Consider the following 19,435-nt stretch of genomic DNA (forward strand, 5'->3'; position numbering starts at 1 on the left):
ATGTTTAAAACACCTTTTAAAGCGCTATTGTTAGGGTCTGCTTTGCTTGCAACATCGTTTGCAAGCAATGCTCAAAACATGCACGACAGCTGGAACGTATTATTAAACAATCATGTTGTAGCTATTAATCATGGCCACAGCACAGAGGTCGATTATTCAGCAATTAAAGCCAAGTACAGTGAACTTAAAACCTATTTAGATTCACTATCGGCGGTTACGCAAAATGAGTTTGATGAATGGAGCAAACATAAGCAGCTGGCTTTTTTAATCAATGCGTATAACGCCTTTACTCTTGAGCTTATATTAACTAAATACCCAAGTCTTAAATCGATTAAAGATTTAGGCAGCTTTTTTAGCTCGCCGTGGAGCAAAGAGTTTGTGCCATTACTTGGTAAAACTCGTAGCCTTGATGATATTGAGCATGGTTTAATACGCGGCAGTGGTAAATACAACGACCCTCGTATTCACTTTGCTGTAAATTGTGCCAGTATTGGCTGCCCAGCACTACGTGAAGAAGCCTACACAGAATCTAAACTCGAATCACAATTACACCATCAAACTGACCGTTTTTTATCTGATATGACACGTAATATGGCGCAAGATAACACGCTAAGTGTGTCTTCAATATTTAAATGGTACGGTGATGATTTTGAACACGGTTTTAGAGGCGCTAATTCGTTACAACAGTTTTTCTCACAATACGCAGACGAGCTAAAACTGATACCCGCTCAGCAAAAAGCGCTTGAAAATGACGACATGAAAATTAAGTTTTTAGATTACAACTGGGATTTAAATGCTCGCTAATAAATTTTGGCAAACATTATCGCGATACAGCTTATGCTGTGTCGCTTTTTGCATTTGCCTTGTTATTAGTTTTAAAAGCCTAGCAAGTACACAATTACAAAGCCGCTGGCAGCAAGTTGAAAGCTTAGGCAAAGACCAAAGCGTATATTTTTATGCGTGGGGTGGCGATGCGCAAATAAATGCGTATATTCAATGGGCTGCACAGCAAGTAAAAACCAAACACAACATAAACTTAGTACATGTAAAGCTAAGTGATACCAGCGAAGCAGTAAGCCGGGTACTTGCTGAAAAATCAGCAAACAATAACGATAAAGGCAGCGTAGATTTAATTTGGATAAACGGTGCTAACTTTGCCACCATGAGCGAGCACTCTTTATTATTAAAACAATGGGCTAATAAGCTGCCTAATTTTAGTTACACCGACCCTAGCAATAACCCCGCTGTTAATTTTGATTTTGGAATACCCACCAATGGAATGGAAGCACCTTGGGGTCAAGCATCGCTCACCTTTTATTACGACAGTTTAGCAATTGACGACACTGCAAATAACACACTACCAACAACCCTAACCCAATTACTTAGCTGGAGCGCACAAAACCCGGGTCGCTTTAGTTACCCAAAGCCACCTGATTTTTTAGGAATGAGCTTTTTAAAATACGCGCTTGTCATGCTACATCAACAAAGTGATGACACACTTAAAGCGCAGTTAAATCAGCCAGCTACTGCACAAAACACAGCCCAAGTATTAAACCCATTATGGAACTTTTTAAATAAACTGCACCCAACACTTTGGCGCGATGGCAGCCATTTTATGCAAAGTGGTGCACAAATGCGCCGCTTAGTAGGCGACACAGAGCTAAGCATAGCATTTACGTTTTCAGCGCCCGAAGTACCCGCCGCCGTTAAACGTTATGATTTACCAAAAAGTATTCGCAGTTATGCAATGCAAGATGGCAGTTTAAGTAACACTCACTTCGTCGCTATTCCTTATAATGCAAGCCATGCACAAAGTGCGCAATTGGTGGCTAATTTTTTATTAAGCCCGGAGGCGCAAGCACATAAGCAAAAACCTTCAGTTTGGGGGGATAAAAGTGTATTGATTCAATCTACATTGAGCCAAGAGCAGCAAGCCTTGTTTAAAACGGTGGAACCGCATCCAAGCGCATTACCCTTAAATAGCATTAAACGCACGCTAAGTGAGCCACACCCAAGCTGGGTAAACGCTATTATGCAAGGTTGGCAAGCGCGCTTTGGGGTTAGCCAATGAGTGTTGTTTCAAATAAGTTAGCAGCAAGCCCAACGCTTAAATCACATAAAAGCGCCGATATGTTCAGTAAATTAGTTAAATTAAGCCCAAGCTTTTTACTGGCATTGCTTATTTTGCCCGTAATAGGCGGATTAATTAGCGTACTATTACCCGCTTTTGGCTATGCGCCGGTACTTGAACATACAACACTTGGCCTACATGGCTTTACTATGCTTATGCAAACACCCGGCCTTACACACATGGTTATGCTAAGTGTTGGCACAGGATTAATAAGTACCTTACTTGCCTTTATCATTACGTTAATGATTTTAGCGGCATTTTTTAATAGTCCTTGGCTTAACCGTATTCAGCGTTTACTGAGCCCAATACTGGTAATACCCCACGCAGCAGCGGCTATAGCGGTTGGTTTTTTAATTGCTCCTTCGGGTATGATCTCGCGTTTAGTATCGCCTTGGTTTAGTGGGTGGGAACTTGCGCCTAACGGCATGTTTCCGCATGATTCGTTTGGCATTAGTATAATTTTAGGCTTAACCCTTAAAGAGCTGCCTTTTTTACTGTTAATGGCGCTAGGTGTGCTTGCCCAACCTGAGCTTGGCAAAAAACTGCGCCACCAACATAAAGTAGCGCTTAATTTAGGCTACTGCCCTATGACTGCTTTTTTTAAAGTGATTCTGCCAAGCCTTTATCCATTACTGCGCCTACCCATTTTAGCCGTATTGGCTTATGCCAGTGCAAGTGTAGAAATGCCACTTATTTTGGGGCCAAATACACCACCCACCTTGGCTGTCGCTATTATGCACTGGTTTAACGATGTAGATTTAAACCTGCGTATTAAAGCCTCTGCGGGGGCATTATTGCAGCTTGTACTTACTGGTGGTTTACTAGCTCTTTGGCTTGGCGGCGAAAAAACCATAAAAGTATTATTTAGCGATTTACTCACCAATGGAGAGCGAGAATATGGCGGTGTTTATTGGCAAAAAATAACGACCGTATTAACAGTATTTGTAATTGGCTTTATTTTGCTTTCATTAATTGGCTTAATTATGTGGTCGGTTGCCGGATTTTGGCGTTTTCCGGCGGCACTGCCCGAGCAGCTCACGCTATTTCACTTTAAAAGTGCACTAATGCAAATGCAAGGCCCGCTTTGTAATACCCTTGCGATAGGGCTAGTTACTACGTTATTTGCCATTATTATTACGCTTTTGTGCTTAGAGTCTGAGCAGTTAAATGCAAAACCCCTATCGCGCTTTACCAGCTTAATTATTTATTTACCGCTGCTTGTACCAAGTATTGCGTTTTTATTTGGCCTAGTGTGGCTGCAGCAACTAGCAAATAACCAAGCCGCGTTTTTTAATGTGGTATTTACCCATTTATTGTTTGTACTACCGTATGTGTTTTTATCGCTTGCGAGCAGCTATAGGCGATTAGACCCTCGCTTTGCTCATGTAGCAGCAAGCCTTGGCGCCACGCCCTGCAAAGTGTTTTTACAGGTAAAACTACCCCAGTTGTTTGCCCCTATTTTGATTGCGGCTGCACTTGGTTTAGCCATTAGCTTTGGCCAATACTTACCTACACTTTTAGCCGGTGGCGGGCGCATAGCAACCATAACAACCGAAGCGGTTACCCTTGCTAATGGCGCAAGTAGGCGTACCAGTGCTGTGTATGCCATTATGCAAATGGCATTGCCACTCATTGGCTTTATCCTGGCGTGGGTTTTACCTAAGTACTTTTTTAAAAGCGCACATCGCTAACCCATAAATTAAAAGGTTTTTAATGCAGTCATCTTTAGAGATTAAAAATTGTGAGCTTTATCGTCAACATGAGCAATTACTAAGCTTAAACGAGCAGGTAAAAGGCGGCGAAATACTTACTATTATGGGGCCATCAGGCAGTGGTAAATCAAGTTTATTAAATTGGCTTACCGGCACATTACCCAACGGCTTTAACGCAAGTGGCGAAGTGTGGCTTAACGGTAAAAATATTAATAACTTGCCTGCTCATTTACGCCACATAGGTGTGCTTTATCAAGATGCGTTATTATTCTCGCATTTGTCGGTAAGCGGTAACATTGCCTTTGCTATGCCTAAAGGCAATAAAAAACAGCGCCTTGAAAAAATAGAGCACGCCCTTGAACAATTAGGATTAAAAGGCATGGCTAATCGCCACCCCGACAATCTCTCTGGTGGGCAACAAGCCCGCGTTGCTTTACTGCGTATGCTATTAAGCGAGCCAAAAGCTATTTTGCTTGATGAGCCATTTAGCAAGCTCGATACCCAATTAAGAGTAGATACCCGCGAACTGGTATTTAGCCAAATACGTGAGCATAAACTGCCCGCAATTATGGTAACCCACGATCATAGCGATGCAGAGGCCGCAAACGGCAAACTGGTCACCTTAAAATTAGCCAAATAAACGCACAAAAAGGTCAAGGCACCAAGCATGTTAGACAAATACATCACCCCGGTAATAAAGCCACTGTTAACCCCTGTTGTAGCATTAATGCACAAGCGCGATATAACGCCCGACCAACTCACTGTGGTCGGTTTTTTAATAGGGCTATTAGCAGTGCCATTAATTGCGTTTGAAATGTGGTACGCAGCGTTAACAGCTATTGCTTTAAATCGTATTTTAGATGGGCTAGATGGCGCATTGGCACGCCATGCAAATTTAAGTTCAAGCGCGGGCGGTTTTTTAGATATTACCCTCGACTTTTTATTTTACGCGGCAATTCCGCTTGGCTTTATTTTGGCAAACCCCGAGCAAAACGCCATTGCAGGTAGCATATTACTGGCCACCTTTATAGGCACAGGCTCAAGCTTTTTAGCCTTTGCCATAGCCGCCGAAAAATTTAAGCTCGAAAAACCCCAGTTTAAATACAAAAGTTTTTACTATTTAAATGGCTTAACCGAAGGCACAGAAACCATAGCGCTATTTATTGCCTTTTGTATTTGGCCGCAGCACTTTGCCATAATGGCGAGTATTTTTGCCACTGCGTGCGCTATTACTATTTTTACACGTATACATGGAGGATATAACACGTTAAAACTCCAAGAAGTTGATGAGGTTACACAAGCCAATGAGTAATGAAATTTGGTGGCGTTTAGGGTTCTTTTTCAGCATTTTGGTTATTATGATGCTGCTAGAATCGCGTATGCCTGCGCGTAAATCGCCTATAAAAAGTAACACCCGATGGTTTGCTAATTTTGGACTCGTGTTTGCTTCATCACTAATTGCTCGCTTAAGTGTGCCAATAGGCTTAACCGCAGTAGCGCTTTATAACCAAGAACACGGTATTGGTTTATTTAATCAAATAGCCACACCAAGTATTGTTGCTATTATTTTAAGCATGTTACTGCTTGATATACTTATTTATTGGCAGCACCGGCTTTTTCATCAGGTGCCTATTTTGTGGCGCTTGCACCGTGTGCACCACGCCGATGCCCATGTAGATACCAGCACAGGTTTGCGTTTTCACCCTATCGAAATTGTACTAAGCATACTTATAAAATTGATTGCCGTTACCGCCTTAGGCGTGCCTGCTATTACCGTATTAATATTTGAAATAGCACTTAATGGTTTAGCACTATTTAATCATGCAAATATACGCTTGCCACAAGCAATAGAGAAACCACTTCGATTAATTTTAATGACTCAAATACTGCATCGTATTCACCATAGCCAACGCGTGAGCGAAACCAATTCGAACTACGGATTTAGCGTTATATGGTGGGACAAACTGTTTGGCAGTTACAAAAATGAAGCGCAAAAGGCCGATAACGAGATAGATATTGGCTTAAAAGAATACCCAAGCCAAAAACAAAATGCGTCTCTTTGGGCTTTGTTAATCATGCCATTTAAAAAATAAGTAACACCTATTCTCTTAAAAAATAAAATATTAAAACAATATTACGCAGTTTGATTACTTTAGAACTACTGTTAATGCGTTAATCAGTAAATTAATTGTAAATAATTTAGACAAATATGTTGACCAAATCACAACTGCACAATACTATTTGTAAGCGCTTACAATTGCACACACAAATGTAAGCGCTTACAGAAAGTATAAAAGCTATAAAATCAACTAAACTTAAACACATATTCTGACAATTATCAGTTGAACGGGGTTCAGTTATGAACATTGAAACAACACGCATTACACGCCTTTTGGCAGCTATTTCATTAGCGTCTTTGGCCGGCTGTGGTGGTGACGCTGCAACAACAAACACGAATACAGAAGTCGTTAATTCTTCAGAGCCAGTCTCAGATTGGCGCATGGTATGGAATGACGAATTTGACGGCACTAGCATTGATACAAACAAATGGAACTTTGAATTAAATTGTGCTGGTGGTGGTAATAACGAAAAGCAATGTTATACCGATAGCGAAGAAAATGCCTTCATCAAAGACGGCATGCTTAACATAGTTGCTCTTCCCGCAGAAGAAGGTGCACAAAAACCTTACACATCAGCCCGCCTAAATACCCGTTACAACGCAGATTTTACTTATGGCCGTTTTGAAATGCGTGCAAAATTACCATCTGGTCAAGGTAGCTGGCCTGCATTTTGGATGATGCCAACTGATGAAGAATACGGCACATGGCCACGCTCTGGTGAAATTGATATTTTAGAAGCTGTAAACCTAAAAGTAGCCGCTGAAGATGGCACTGTTGAATCATACGTACACGGTACTCTTCATTACGGTCGTGAATGGCCAAATAACTCTAGTTCAGGTAAAGCTTATTTATTACCTGAAGACATGAACCCAGCTGATGATTTTCATACTTACGCTATAGAGTGGCAAGAAGGTGAGATCCGCTGGTATGTAGATGACTATTTATACGCTACACAACGTCGCTCAGAAGTTCGTTACAATTCAAAAGACGAAGCTGTTGGCCTTAAACATAAAGGCTGGTTTGCTGAATACTTTGAACAAGGAAGCGGCGAACTTACAACGCATTGGGATAACGCCCCTTTCGACAAAGATTTTTACCTGATATTGAATCACGCAGTTGGTGGAGATTGGCCTGAAAACGTTAACAATTTAGGTATTGATGCAGACGCGTTTGCACAAGGCCAAAGCTTTGAGATTGATTACGTTCGAGTATACGAATGTGCATCAAACCCAATCACTGGCAAAGGCTGTGAAACAGTTCGCCCAGGTTACGACAGCCTAGAAGACGCACTTGTAGAAGGTGCAGCACCTGTGCCTACACCACCAAGCGACGGTGTAGCCCGAAACCTTGATATATTTAACGGTAGCCTAGACGCCAACTGGATTGCATGGGATTGTTGTGGCGGCACTGTACCAGAAGTTATCACTGATGCAGACAAAGGTGACGTTGTTAAATTTAACATAAATGATAACAACGGCACCGTGCTTGGCTTCTCTACACGCGGTGGTCACTTTGCAGACGATTTCACAGGGACATCGTCTCCATTTGATGCATCTCCATTACTAGATTTAAACGGCCGTTTAACGTTTGATATGAAAGTGGTAACGCCTCCAACATCAGATACTACCTGGATACTAAAAGCAGAAGCAGGTGATGGTGGCCCAAATACAGGCGACGTACCATTAAGTGAAAGCAATGAAGGCGTAACGCCTGTAACTGGTCAATGGCAAACATATACTTTTCCATTGTCATTACTTCAAGAAAAAGGCTTAGATTTAAGTGCAATTGATGTGCTTATGGTATTCCCTGCATGGCAAACAGGTGAAGGTGCTGAGTACCTTATTACTAATGTAGCAATTGAAGGTGACTTGGGTGCTTCTCCTGAGGTTGTTTTATTCGACAACGGACAAAGTTTAGATTGGCCTATGTGGGATTGCTGTGGTGGTTCAACACCAGTTGAAGCATTAGACGACGAAGAACACGGTTTAACTGCAGAGTTTAGCATTGGTGAAGCGCCTACAGTAATGGGCTTTAACACACGCACTTCTGCGGGTGGAAGCGGCACACCGTTCGATGCGACTAGCATTTTAGAAAATGGCGTTCTTCAGTTTGAACTAAAAGTAATGTCAAATCCTAATAACCCAGATTCAACTTGGTTAATGAAAATAGAATCAAATGAGGGTGACTCAGCAGTAGAGCTTCCGTTAACAGACGCAGGTGACGCACCAGTTGCCGGTGAATGGAAAACTTACACTTATACCTTAGCTGACTTAGCAGGTGCAGGCCTGGATGTTAGCGCAATTGATGTTGTTATGATTTTTCCAGCGTGGGGCACCGGTGAAGGTGCAGTATATCGTGTAGATAACGCTAAAATTTATGACCCAAGTGCAACATCTGCAGCAGGAAGTGAAATTACAATCTTCCAAGATACAGCCGCAGAGCAATGGAGCATCTGGGACTGTTGTGGCGGTTCAACGCCAACAGAAGAAACAGACGATAGCGACCATGGTACCGTTGCTGAGTTTGTAATTGGCTCAGCGCCAACTGTTATGGGCTTTTTAGCCGATGAAGGTGTTTCTTTTGATGCCTCGTCTATCCTTGCAAATGGGGTTGTACAATTTGAAATGAAAATGGTGACTCCACCTAACGCAACGGATTCTCAATGGTTATTTAAAATTGAGTCAACTGGTGCAGCATCAGCTGTGGAGCTGCCTCTTGCAGAAAGTGTTGAAGGTCAAACACCAGTTATTGGTCAATGGCAAACATACACATTTACGTTGCAATCACTTTTTGACGCCGGTTTAGATATCAGTGATATCAACGTGTTAATGGTTTTCCCAGCATGGGGTACGGGTGAAGGCGCGGTTTATCGCATCGATAACGTGATTATTGCAAACCCGTAGAACAACCATTGAATGGTAGGTGCCTTTAAATAGGCACCCACTAACTGTAATAAATTTAGAAAAGCAGAGCAATTATGAACACATTCACTTTTAAAAAGAGCCAGTTAGCAGCTTCTGTGTCACTTATCATCGCTGCAAGTACATTCAATTTAGCCTATGCAGCAGAAGAAAATACTGCTGAACCTGAACTAGAAGTCATTGAAGTAAAAGGTATCCGCGGATCGTTAATTCGTTCAATGGATGTAAAACGAGATGCCTCTGGTGTAGTTGACGCCATTTCAGCTGAAGAAATGGGTAAGTTTCCAGATACAAACTTAGCAGAATCATTACAGCGAATTACTGGTGTGTCTGTCAGCCGTTCAAACGGTGAAGGTAGCCAAATTACTGTTCGTGGTTTTGGCCCATCGTTTAACTTGGTAACACTAAATGGTCGCCAAATGGCCGGCACAGGTTTTACTCGCTCATTCAACTTTGAAAACTTATCATCAGAAGGTGTAAGTTCGCTTGAAGTAATGAAAACTGCGCGCGCCGATTCACCAACGGGTGGATTGGGTGCAACTGTAAATATTGTTACCGCTAAACCATTACAAAAGCCAGGTGAGCGTTTTTCTTTCATGGCTAAAGGTATTCACGATACATCTGTAGAAGAAGGCGATAAAGTAACACCTGAAATTGCAGGTATCTACAGTAATACCTTTGATGACGAGCGTTTTGGTGTGTCGGCTAACTTTTCATACCATCGTCGTGATTTTCAACGACAAGCAGCAAATGTTCGATCTTGGTTAGTTAACCCTAACCTCTCGGTTGATGCGGCTAATATTGTTGATAACCGCCCAATGGATGCTGAAGGTAACCCGGATAAACAATTCTTTGACCCAAACGCGGGGGAAAATGGTGAATTTGTTTCAGCCGCTTTCTTTCCGCAAGAAGTTAGCTTTGCGAAAGATGACATTCAGCGCGAACGCTTAAATGCACAAGCAACATTTCAGTTTGCACCAACAGACAACCTGACATTTACGCTTGACCATACAATTTCACAAGCAACAACCGGTAATAACTCATTGTCTTGGGGGATCTGGAACGGCTCGTTCGGTGGTAATGCCAATGCTTATGAGCTTGATGAAAACGGTACAGCAGTTTATTACAACTCTGCAGGTGACGATGCATCATTTACTGCATTTCGTGAAACATCAGAAGTTGACTCAAAAGCGACAGGTATTAACGTTGAATGGTTAGCAACCGAAAATCTGAGCTTTAACTTTGATGCCCACACATCTAAAACAACAACTGATAATGGTAAAGATCCTGGTTTAGGTGCTAATGCACGAATCATTTTAGGTTCGGCAGATATTTCAACTAAAGAATACTTTTTCCGTGAGGGTGACGTACCTGGTTTTAATGTAAATTGGAATAATGGCACACAAGAAGTTGATCCAAACCAAATTGGTTCTAACTTTAGTATATTTACCAGAACACCCGGTGAATCTGAAGTATCTCAAGTACAACTAGACGGTAAATTATTTACTTACACTGATATTGGTTTAGAAACCGTTAAATTTGGTGCAGCATATACTAAGCAAACACTTAGTGGTTGGGGTGGCTCTAATAATGCGAATGCTCCAGGCTTTAACAATGGTACATTTGCCGAGATATTCCCAGACAGTATGTTTGAGCGTGTAGATTTAAGTGGATTCCTTGACGAATTTTCGTTTGGTCCTAACGGTGTAGCGCCAGGCTATGCTTATACTTATGATCTTGATGAAGCATTTGCTCGCCAAAGCGCTTTTTTAACTGAAGACGTAATAGGCAGTGATGTTTACCAAATAGGCACTTTTGATGGCTTCCCAACTAATAAAGTAGAAGAAGAAACAATCAGTGTTTACCTATCTACAAATTGGGTATTTAACGTTAGCGACTACGATGTTTTTGTAAATTTAGGCCTTCGCTACGAAGAAACTGACATTGTTAGCCCAGCCAAAAGCCGTGTTGCTCAGCAGGTATATTGGGCTGGTGGTTCTGAATGGTTAACAGAATTTGCCAGTGGTGGTGAATTAGTTGAGGTTGATTACAAAGGTAATTACGATCTTCTTCTACCTATGATAGATGTGAAAGTTGACCTTTCTGATAACTTAGTATCACGCGTATCATGGGGTCAAACAATCACACGCCCTACTCTTGGCGACATGCTTGGCAACTTAAGCTTAACACCGTCACCTAAATTAAATTCAAGAAGCGGTAGTCGTGGTAACCCAAACCTACAACCGTTTAAATCAACCAACTTCGATCTTAGCCTTGAATATTACTACAATGAAGGTAGCTACGCTGCAGTAGGCATGTTTTGGAAAGATGTAGATAATTGGATTGATAACACGCAAGTAACTACTACGTTTGAAGGCCTGCATGATGTTTATTTAGGTCAGCGCTGGAATAACGCGGTCGCCGCAATTGAAGGGCGTGGCGATCAGGCAACTGACGCTGCTATCTATAATGAGATTGTTGCAAATGGTGTAGGAATTGGCGAAAACAACCGCGTACTTCCTGACCCAGCAACTGATCCGTTAATTGAGTGGACAATCAACTCACCAGAAAACGTAGGATCTCGTAAAGTAAATGGTGTTGAGTTTGCGATACAGCATTTATTTGGCGAGTCGGGTTTTGGTGCTGGTTTTAATGCCACTATTGTTGATGGTGATGTAGAGTACGACAACTATTACCTTGCATCTCAAGCTGTGTTAGCGGGTCTGAGTGACTCTGCAAACCTACAAGGTTTTTACGAAAAAGATGGCTTATCAGTTAAAATTACTGGTGCATGGCGTGATGAATACTTAATTGCGCAAGGCCTACCGGACTCAGGCGCTACCGCTCCACCACAATATGCTGAAGAATACTTACAGTGGGATATTAGCGTTAACTACGAAGTTAACGAAAGCACTACCGTGTTTTTTGAAGGGGTTAATTTAACAAACGAAACAGAGCGTTCGTTCAGCCGTTTTGAAAGTCAGTTCTTAAGCGCTGCACAATATGGGCCACGTTATGCCTTTGGTTTTAGATACTCAATGGGTAACTAAACATAAATAAACAATCTATAAAAACCGCTCTTAGAGCGGTTTTTTATTTTGTAAGCTATGGTATGCGCTTTATGTGCTCTAATAATATGTTAGTTGTCCAGTCGATGCCGTTGTACGCAATATCTGGCTTGTAAAAGTCTCCTGCCCCACGCGCTCTATTTACATAGACTTTATTTGGCACAATCACTTTACCTAAGCCTTAAGGTAAATCAGCTAAACGTACCTCCATATACAACGTTATCGCCAATTTATGGGGAATAGCTACACAACATAGGCTCTGCCTTGCCTAAACACTAAACACTAAACACTAAACACTAAACACTAAACACTAAACACTAAACACTAAACACTAAACACTAAACACTAAACACTAAACAGGCTGCTGAAGATTTAACCTGAAAGGTCAACAGACCCCAATCATTTAATGCTTGAGTAAACGAATCCATTCATCGGGGTTAGCTAAAATAAAATCATAACTATCATTATTTTTTAAAGTAATTGTTATTGCATCATGTGTAAGTGGCAAAATCCCCGCCCCTTTACCGACTGATTTTTCAATTTTAATAATTGCGCTTCGTGATAATGTATAAGGCCCTAAACCAGCACTTTCATTGTATGGCTCAAAACGTACCTGACCTTGCGTTACATAAAATTTACCATCGACTTTTGCCACACCACTTTGGTACGTAGCAGTAGATGATTTAAGTATTTTATTGTTCATTCGGCTTTCCTGCTAATTCATAAATTTACTTTTATAAAACTTTTTCACCTTACGAAGTTATACAGTCTTATGTTTTAAGGCAATTAATTTGTACCTAAAAAGGTAAATTCAGTTTGTACCGCGACTCTCTAGCAAAGTATTAATTAATCTTGGTACAAACCTTGATACCTAATTAATAACAAAACGACTTACAGGTACGGATTATGGCGAAATTTTTTGGAATTTATTGTGCATCTGGGCTAACTCAATAATCCATAATGCTGATAAAATGCAAGCCACTTTAAAGGCTAATATCGTGACTTCATTAAAAGAGTTTGGAGATATCCCTCTTGAAAAAGCTTACTATTTATTTTTGTTGCTTAACGATCAGCATCACCATTTAGCCATCCCATTTGATAAAGTGGATGAATATCAAATGGATTTTTGCCTGCCCTTTTACTCTTGGAAAGTACTTCGTCATGTTTTGTCGCAGCCCACAGCGCAGGTAAGAAAACATCGCTTTTATCATGATTTTTTACGCTATGCATTCCCCGAAGCATTAGACTCGCCTTGGCAAGCATACCCAGGTCATGTTCCATGTTTATTACCAAAAGAAGGGATTGATCAATGGCAAATTAAACGGCCCAAGCAGTTTAAACCAGCTAAGGTGTGCCATATTTTCACTCAATTAATGAAATGCCAACATAAGCAGTTAGTTAACCTTGCCTCGTTTAGTTCGGTTGCGTTACTGCATGCCTCTGGCATTAAAAGCTATAACGATAAGCTAAAGGTTATAGAAAATATGCTTAAGTAGTAACATTAAAACACTTTGATGTAGGCTTCGACTCAAGGTGTTTTGAATCAAACCGTTTTTATTTAGTCGGTGGGAACCATACGTTAACAATTTTTCCACTACGCACTTCGTACACCGCAACGGCAAACATATCATCTTTGCCGTTACCAAGACCGGTTAACCGTTCATAATCAACGACCACAGGACCATTTACAATTCTGTTTTCAAGAACCACTTTAAAAGATTTTGGCGCCGTTTTTAAAAACTGATACGCTTTTATCAAGCTTTCTTGGCCAATGATATCGGGGGCGTCTTTTTGGCTGCTTTTAATTTTTATATCAGCCGAGTGACAGCTTGCAAATAACGCTATATTTCGCGCGTTATAAGCCTCTAGTTGCGCTTGCACAACGTGTTCAGGGTCGCTACTTGCAGAGCACGCTAACGCATCACTCGCATAACAAAGGCTAAACAGCGTAAGCATTGATACAACTTTCATAACAATCAACATCCTTGAAAATAAACTGGGTAGTAAAAAAGCTAGTTGGGAAAATGACTACGACAACTTAAAAAATACAATACTCGCCAGCGTCAAATTTAACCTTACGCATATTGCAAAATAAAATTAAGTAAAATTACTTAAATACAAAAAAAGGAGAGCATACGCTCTCCTTTTTCAAACGGTCAAGGCCTATTGACCTCTAAAGCGACCTTTAATTGTCCCTGTAACAACATTAGGTATCATACCTGGAGAGTTTCTATTAAATTGTATATAACAACCATTGCCCGCATCTGAACATGCCTGACCTTGTATTCTAGAAACGGTGCCTCTACCGTCATAATCCGTAGTCTTTAGTTTGGCAATCAAATCTTTAATTTCTGAATGGACGTCCAGTAAAACAGGATCTAAACGCTCAATGTCTTGACTTACCTTTAAACCGTCAATATTTATATTTTGCTGTTCAATTATTGCAACTAATTTATCTAATTTTTCTTGCGCACCTTCATGCCCACGAATAGCCAGCGTTTTATGCATTTTAGCTGACTGATACAAACTAGCTTCAGTGCCTATACCATGTTCATAAAAAACAGCTAACAACTCATAGGCAGGTAAGTAAGTTGACTCTTTTGCTTTTATTAGCAAGTCGAATGCTAATTTGTCTGAATTTTTATTATTTTCAGCAAACAATTGTTTTGCCTTATCTACCAAAGCTGGCGGAAAACCTCTATCAACAACTCGGTTTAATAACTCATCAGCTCTTGCTATATCTTTATCAAAGATATGCCCGGTTCTATACCAACGCGAAGCCTGATGTATAGCAAAAGGGTCTTTCCACTTAATAGCTCTTAACATAAACTTTCTTGCGTATGCATCGTCCTGGCTTACGCCTTCACCATTTGCATAAGCAATAGCAAGTAAGCTAGCAGCTTCGCTACTACCGTTAATGGCAAAATTTCTGAGCTTTTTGAAATCCGATGTACATTCAGCAGTTTCACACAAAGGAAGTGCATCTGCCCCTTGGTCTGTGTTTGCATAAGCAAAATTAGCTGATAAAGCCGACGCTATAATCAAAGGTAAAGCTTTAGATATTCTCATTGTTCTCTCCATGGTAATGATTTTGGTGTACCTGATTTAGATTACAACAGTTTGTTTAAAAATCAAGCTTATAATTACAAGAACATACTGACGTTGTTTATAACTTAAAACCATAATATATATCTAAGTTTCACCGCATAATTAGAGTTTGCAACTTTTAAATATTATTATCGGGTAATAATAATTTAATTTTTCCACTCATTTAAGCCGCCAAATATTATTAAAACACCTTTTTTGTGTAGGGGTAAATTAATTACATGACTAATCGCTTGTTAAATCTAAATACGGTTATCAAATAACTAAAAGATTAACGTTAGAAACCCAATTTTTTATTATGTTAAACAGCACAATATGTTAATTTATGTAATGTAGTTTTTCGGCAAAGAGTAATTAATGAGTAAACAAATTCGATGGACCTTAAAAAGTATTGCTAAAGAGCTAGGTGTGTCTAATGCAACGGTATCTAATGCATTTAATCGTCCAGATCAGCTTTCTGAAAAGCGCCGAGAAGCGATACTCAAAGCCTGCAAAGAGCTTGGTTACTTTGGTCCAAATAAAGCGGCGCAATCGTTAAGAAACGGTACCTTTAACATTGTCGCTTTAGTGTTACCCGACAGCGTGGAATACATGGTGTCGGACCCAGTCGCCAGCAGCTTTATGCGTGGCGTTACCTCAGTACTCGAAAAAAACAATATTAACGTTTTGTTGTTCTCTGGCAGTAATAATAACCTTAATAGTGTTGTTGATTTTGTAGATGGTTTTATTTGTTACGGTCGTCCTCGTAACCACGCATTAGTAGAACAACTTAAAACAACACCAAAACACGTCGTTACTGTAGATTTTGACATTAATCGCAATGCTTCAGTTAACATCAATAACGAACAAGCTAGCTACGAGATTGCCAAGCATGTTTTGCATGATATAAGCGATAAAGTCGCTATCTTAGGGCTGAGACTTCTCGATGAAAATGTATTATGCCGCGTTTATGAACATCACGAGTTTAAAACCGGAGAGTCAATTTCTCACCAGCGTTTACGTGGCTATCAGCGCGCATTAATTGAGGCAAATATTAATGTTGCTGACGATCGTATTTGGAACATACCTGAAAGCAGTGAACGGTTTGCTAATATAGCTGCAAAAGAAGTTTTATCAGCCTCACCTCGCCCTAACGTTATTATCTGTATGAGTGATTTAATTGCACTGGCCACAATGCGAGAAGCAATCAAGCAAGGTATAAAAATTGGTAAAGACTTGCGTATTGTAGGATTTGATGGGATTGATGAAGCAGCACGGTTTGTGCCTCGGTTAAGTACTATTCATCAAAACAGTGAAGAAAAAGGCGTAATTGCTGCAAACTTATTTATTTCTAAAGAAAACAAATTACAAGAAGTCAGCTACGAGCTCGACATTGGTGCCAGCAGCTAATAAAAAAGCCAAGCTATCTAGCTTGGCTTTTTGTTAAGCAAAACTCTATTCGTTACAATAAAGAATCTAAACTTATCGATGTTTCTTCTTCGCCATTTACTTGTGTTATGAGAGCGGTTCTTGCTTCAAAATCTACACTTAATGAAATTGATTGCTCACCAAGTTGCCACATTAAACAACACATACTGCCCTCACCTTGCGCTGAAAATTCGCCCGAAAACGCAGGGTGCTCGTTACGAAGTTTAATTAGTTCAATTAAACCTTTTACCACGGGCTTATCAAGTGATTGACTTATTTTATCTGCATTTAAATATGGGCGATTAATATCGCGGCCAACGTTTGTTTTTGCTAAAAGTTCCATATCGTTTTCGCATGCAAATAGGCCTCCGTAATACACTTGTGGAACACCTGGTGCAAAAAACTGAATGGCACGAGACAATAAATAATCAAAATCTTTGGCGCCTAACGCATTATAATAAGTACAGTTAACTTGATATAAGTCAACATTACTTGCAGCAGCTCCTGTTGCTTGTCGACTTTCATTATTGCTGTTTGCATGCATAGTTTCTACAAGGTTATCAATTTGCTCAGCGTTTAATAAACCCGGTTTATCGCCCATTGGACCTGCATCAATAATACCAATACCGTCATGTGTATCGAGAACAGTTAAACAGTTACGTGGTGATATTTTTAGCCACTTCAAAAGTGCATCAACGTCATTGTTAAATAAGCTATGTAAAATAAGCGGCGGCAGTGCAAAGTCGTAAACCATGTTTACGCGCTTAGCCACCTCAACCTGAGTTTGATAATGGCTGTGTATTTCAGCAATTGTTTCCATACCTAATTCATTTGCTTGCTTAGATAAGTTATCTAAGTAACCAAACGTTTCATCTAGCATAAAACAGTTAGTACCCGCTTGCTTAATAGCGTAACCCGCTGCATCTAAGCGAATAATATTTACATTGTTAGCCGAGAACTTGGTAAGTACGTTATTTAAATACGCAACGCCTGCCTCTACCTTTACATTAATATCAATTTGATTATCGGTAAACGTAGTCCAAAAATCGTACGTTTCGCCATCACCACATTTCATTGGTGTAAAACAACTACCAGGGCGAGGACGATAAATTGCTTTTTGATCTGCGTCGCTCATGCCATTTGGAAATACGTCTTCTTTGGTTAAAAACAAATCCCAAAACTCAGAGGCTTTACCTTTTGCAAGCACATCCTGAAACTGAAAAGACTGCGCCGATACATGGTTAACAATTAAGTCAGCCATTAAATCATGATTATTACCTAGCGCTTTAATATCTTCCCAAGAACCTATTCTTGAATCTACTTCGCTATGGTCGATAGGGTCAAAGCCAGCATCACTGCCGTCAATTGGATTATAAAATGGCAACAAATGCACACCGCCAAATACGCCTTTTAAAAAACCGTTTAAAAGTGTAGTGAGTGCATTAATGTCTTGACCAGTGATTCGATCAGCATATGTGATCAATTGAACTTTGTTTTGCATCATTGAGTGATTACCATGTTGAAACTTAATCGATTAAGATATATCTTTAACTAGAGAGTAAGAATTTACAAGTAATTTTTAAAAATTTTACATACAACTATCGTTGCATGAATAATACTTCACTAAGTAACTAACTGACTTAACGCATATTAGCCTGCATTTAACGAGGATTAAATAAAATGACAAAATCACACACACAAGCAAGCAGCGATCCGTTGCGACAAATACGCTGGCTCACATACATGATGTTTTTTATGTTTGCCATGACCTCTGATGCGGTCGGCATGATCATCCCTGAGCTCATAAAAGACTTTGGTTTAAGTATGACCCAAGCCAGTGCCTTTCATTATGCGCCAATGGCTTTAATTGCTTTTAGTGGACTATTTTTAGGATTTTTAGCCGACAGCCTAGGCCGAAAGCAAACCATTATGCTGGGCTTACTCATTTTTTCTGCGAGTTGTTTTTTATTTTCAGTGAGTTCTAGTTTTAATTTTTTCTTGGTACTCCTTTGCTGTATTGGTTTGGCAATCGGCTTATTTAAAACAGGTGCATTAGCATTATTGGGTGATATTTCACACAGTAACGAAGAACACACCAAAACAATGAACAAGGTAGAAGGCTTTTTTGGAATAGGTGCTATTGTTGGTCCTGCACTGGTAGGTATTTTACTCGTTCAAAATGTAAGCTGGACATACCTTTACATTATTGCCGGTGTTATGTGTTTGATCCTTGCTCTTCTAGCATGGCGAGCAGATTATCCGCCAGTTGTAAAAACAACCGAAAAACCCGCTTCACTTGCCACTACCATGAAAATGATTAAAAACCCTTACGCACTCGGCTTTTCAATGGCCATCGCATTATATGTAGCTACCGAAGTGGCTATTTATGTATGGATGCCAACACTACTACAAGACTACACAGGTTCATGGCCATTACTTGCAACATACGCACTAACCATATTCTTTATACTCCGCGCAGCGGGTCGTTTTATAGCGGTATGGTTACTAAATCGCTTTAGTTGGCAAAGCGTAATGACCTACCTGAGCCTTGGCATAGCACTGTGCTATGTAGGCACATTAATCGGCGGTGTAGATTGGGCTGTAGGATTGCTTCCACTTTCTGGTTTATTTATGTCAATGGTTTACCCCACTTTAAATTCTAAAGGCATTTCCTGTTTCCCTGTTCAACAACATGGTGCCGTAGCTGGCGTTATATTATTTTTCACCGCATTGTCAGCAGCATTAGCACCGCTTTTAATGGGTATGATCAGTGATTACTTTGGTCACGTACGTTATGGCTTTTATTTAGCAACCGGTTTTGCTGTTATTTTATTTTTGGCTATGCTTTTTAATTATTTACGCGACCCATCAGCATCAGCTTTAGAACAAAATAACGTAGTTACTAATTAATTTGATAATTATTTAACAAAAAAATTACCCTAAAAATCAATGGGTGAGTAAAAAAAGAGCA

At 40.2% G+C, this 19,435-nt stretch carries 15 protein-coding genes and 1 pseudogene; 11 read left to right on the forward strand and 5 right to left on the reverse strand.

Annotated features, from left to right (window positions below; genetic code table 11):
* From CWB62_RS08935 to CWB62_RS08970, 8 genes are all read left to right on the forward strand, one after another.
* Positions 1 to 804, forward strand: a complete 804-nt coding sequence (locus tag CWB62_RS08935) for a DUF547 domain-containing protein (protein WP_058403163.1) — start codon at positions 1 to 3, stop codon at positions 802 to 804.
* Entirely contained in the window at positions 794 to 2,071 is a 1,278-nt protein-coding gene (locus tag CWB62_RS08940) for an ABC transporter substrate-binding protein (RefSeq protein ID WP_058403162.1), read from the forward strand. The genes CWB62_RS08935 and CWB62_RS08940 overlap by 11 nt, the downstream gene beginning before the upstream one ends.
* Positions 2,068 to 3,822: an ABC transporter permease gene (locus tag CWB62_RS08945; RefSeq protein ID WP_058403161.1), complete on the forward strand. Its 1,755-nt coding sequence runs from the start codon at positions 2,068 to 2,070 to the stop codon at positions 3,820 to 3,822. The genes CWB62_RS08940 and CWB62_RS08945 overlap by 4 nt, the downstream gene beginning before the upstream one ends.
* Positions 3,823 to 3,844: 22 nt before the next feature.
* A complete protein-coding gene (locus CWB62_RS08950) occupies positions 3,845 to 4,483 on the forward strand; it encodes an ATP-binding cassette domain-containing protein (RefSeq protein WP_138529826.1) in 639 nt (212 codons plus the stop codon).
* 27 nt (positions 4,484 to 4,510) lie between these two features.
* Positions 4,511 to 5,155: a CDP-alcohol phosphatidyltransferase family protein gene (locus CWB62_RS08955; RefSeq protein WP_138529824.1), complete on the forward strand. Its 645-nt coding sequence runs from the start codon at positions 4,511 to 4,513 to the stop codon at positions 5,153 to 5,155.
* A complete protein-coding gene (locus CWB62_RS08960; RefSeq protein ID WP_138529822.1) occupies positions 5,148 to 5,936 on the forward strand; it encodes a sterol desaturase family protein in 789 nt (262 codons plus the stop codon). Before CWB62_RS08955 ends, CWB62_RS08960 begins: the two co-directional genes overlap by 8 nt.
* 266 nt (positions 5,937 to 6,202) lie before the next feature.
* The gene (locus tag CWB62_RS08965) at positions 6,203 to 8,866 is read left to right on the forward strand and encodes a glycoside hydrolase family 16 protein (protein WP_138529820.1); all 2,664 of its coding nucleotides are present in this window, start codon (positions 6,203 to 6,205) and stop codon (positions 8,864 to 8,866) included.
* A gap of 74 nt (positions 8,867 to 8,940) precedes the next feature.
* On the forward strand, positions 8,941 to 11,934 hold the full coding sequence (locus CWB62_RS08970; RefSeq protein ID WP_058404904.1) for a TonB-dependent receptor: 2,994 nt from the start codon (positions 8,941 to 8,943) through the stop codon (positions 11,932 to 11,934).
* A gap of 55 nt (positions 11,935 to 11,989) precedes the next feature.
* Here CWB62_RS08970 and CWB62_RS18850 read toward each other — a convergent pair.
* Together CWB62_RS18850 and CWB62_RS08980 are read right to left on the reverse strand one after the other, a co-directional pair.
* Positions 11,990 to 12,178: pseudogene (locus tag CWB62_RS18850) on the reverse strand (S41 family peptidase); the annotation flags it as partial.
* Between the two features lie 177 nt (positions 12,179 to 12,355).
* Positions 12,356 to 12,655 carry a hypothetical protein gene (locus CWB62_RS08980; protein ID WP_058404903.1) on the reverse strand — a complete coding sequence of 100 codons (300 nt, stop codon included), beginning with the start codon at positions 12,653 to 12,655 and terminating at the stop codon, positions 12,356 to 12,358.
* A 295-nt stretch (positions 12,656 to 12,950) separates the two neighbouring features.
* Here CWB62_RS08980 and CWB62_RS08985 point away from each other — a divergent pair, with 295 nt between their 5' ends.
* On the forward strand, positions 12,951 to 13,448 hold the full coding sequence (locus CWB62_RS08985) for a hypothetical protein (protein WP_249310816.1): 498 nt from the start codon (positions 12,951 to 12,953) through the stop codon (positions 13,446 to 13,448).
* Positions 13,449 to 13,506: 58 nt separating this feature from the next.
* Here the strand turns inward: CWB62_RS08985 and CWB62_RS08990 are convergent, their stop codons facing one another.
* On the reverse strand, positions 13,507 to 13,923 hold the full coding sequence (locus CWB62_RS08990) for a nuclear transport factor 2 family protein (protein WP_138531019.1): 417 nt from the start codon (positions 13,921 to 13,923) through the stop codon (positions 13,507 to 13,509).
* A 192-nt stretch (positions 13,924 to 14,115) separates the two neighbouring features.
* Complete coding sequence (locus tag CWB62_RS08995) at positions 14,116 to 15,021, reverse strand: tetratricopeptide repeat protein (RefSeq protein ID WP_138531021.1); 906 nt, start codon at positions 15,019 to 15,021, stop codon at positions 14,116 to 14,118.
* Between the two features lie 393 nt (positions 15,022 to 15,414).
* On the opposite strand from CWB62_RS08995, the gene CWB62_RS09000 reads away from it, so the two are divergent.
* A complete protein-coding gene (locus CWB62_RS09000; protein WP_058404900.1) occupies positions 15,415 to 16,446 on the forward strand; it encodes a LacI family DNA-binding transcriptional regulator in 1,032 nt (343 codons plus the stop codon).
* 52 nt (positions 16,447 to 16,498) lie between these two features.
* Here the strand turns inward: CWB62_RS09000 and gtfA are convergent, their stop codons facing one another.
* Positions 16,499 to 17,968, reverse strand: coding sequence for a sucrose phosphorylase (gene gtfA, locus CWB62_RS09005; protein WP_082653620.1), 1,470 nt, complete (start codon positions 17,966 to 17,968; stop codon positions 16,499 to 16,501).
* Positions 17,969 to 18,144: 176 nt separating this feature from the next.
* Between gtfA and CWB62_RS09010 the strand changes: the two genes are divergently transcribed.
* Positions 18,145 to 19,374, forward strand: coding sequence for an MFS transporter (locus tag CWB62_RS09010; RefSeq protein ID WP_058404899.1), 1,230 nt, complete (start codon positions 18,145 to 18,147; stop codon positions 19,372 to 19,374).
* Positions 19,375 to 19,435 lie beyond the last annotated feature (61 nt).

The organism is Pseudoalteromonas sp. S408 (assembly GCF_005886645.1).
In the GTDB taxonomy this organism is placed as follows: Bacteria; Pseudomonadota; Gammaproteobacteria; order Enterobacterales; family Alteromonadaceae; genus Pseudoalteromonas.

What these genes read in the sequence shown, in the direction of transcription:
- CWB62_RS08960 (WP_138529822.1), top strand. Translation starts at nt 5,148, where the DNA reads ATGAGTAATGAAATTTGGTGGCGTTTAGGGTTCTTTTTCAGCATTTTG.
- CWB62_RS08940 (WP_058403162.1), top strand. Translation starts at nt 794, where the DNA reads ATGCTCGCTAATAAATTTTGGCAAACATTATCGCGATACAGCTTATGC.
- CWB62_RS08970 (WP_058404904.1), top strand. Translation starts at nt 8,941, where the DNA reads ATGAACACATTCACTTTTAAAAAGAGCCAGTTAGCAGCTTCTGTGTCA.
- gtfA (WP_082653620.1), bottom strand. Translation starts at nt 17,968, where the DNA reads ATGATGCAAAACAAAGTTCAATTGATCACATATGCTGATCGAATCACT.
- CWB62_RS08945 (WP_058403161.1), top strand. Translation starts at nt 2,068, where the DNA reads ATGAGTGTTGTTTCAAATAAGTTAGCAGCAAGCCCAACGCTTAAATCA.
- CWB62_RS08935 (WP_058403163.1), top strand. Translation starts at nt 1, where the DNA reads ATGTTTAAAACACCTTTTAAAGCGCTATTGTTAGGGTCTGCTTTGCTT.
- CWB62_RS09000 (WP_058404900.1), top strand. Translation starts at nt 15,415, where the DNA reads ATGAGTAAACAAATTCGATGGACCTTAAAAAGTATTGCTAAAGAGCTA.
- CWB62_RS09010 (WP_058404899.1), top strand. Translation starts at nt 18,145, where the DNA reads ATGACAAAATCACACACACAAGCAAGCAGCGATCCGTTGCGACAAATA.
- CWB62_RS08990 (WP_138531019.1), bottom strand. Translation starts at nt 13,923, where the DNA reads ATGAAAGTTGTATCAATGCTTACGCTGTTTAGCCTTTGTTATGCGAGT.
- CWB62_RS08955 (WP_138529824.1), top strand. Translation starts at nt 4,511, where the DNA reads ATGTTAGACAAATACATCACCCCGGTAATAAAGCCACTGTTAACCCCT.
- CWB62_RS08995 (WP_138531021.1), bottom strand. Translation starts at nt 15,021, where the DNA reads ATGAGAATATCTAAAGCTTTACCTTTGATTATAGCGTCGGCTTTATCA.
- CWB62_RS08950 (WP_138529826.1), top strand. Translation starts at nt 3,845, where the DNA reads ATGCAGTCATCTTTAGAGATTAAAAATTGTGAGCTTTATCGTCAACAT.
- CWB62_RS08965 (WP_138529820.1), top strand. Translation starts at nt 6,203, where the DNA reads ATGAACATTGAAACAACACGCATTACACGCCTTTTGGCAGCTATTTCA.
- CWB62_RS08980 (WP_058404903.1), bottom strand. Translation starts at nt 12,655, where the DNA reads ATGAACAATAAAATACTTAAATCATCTACTGCTACGTACCAAAGTGGT.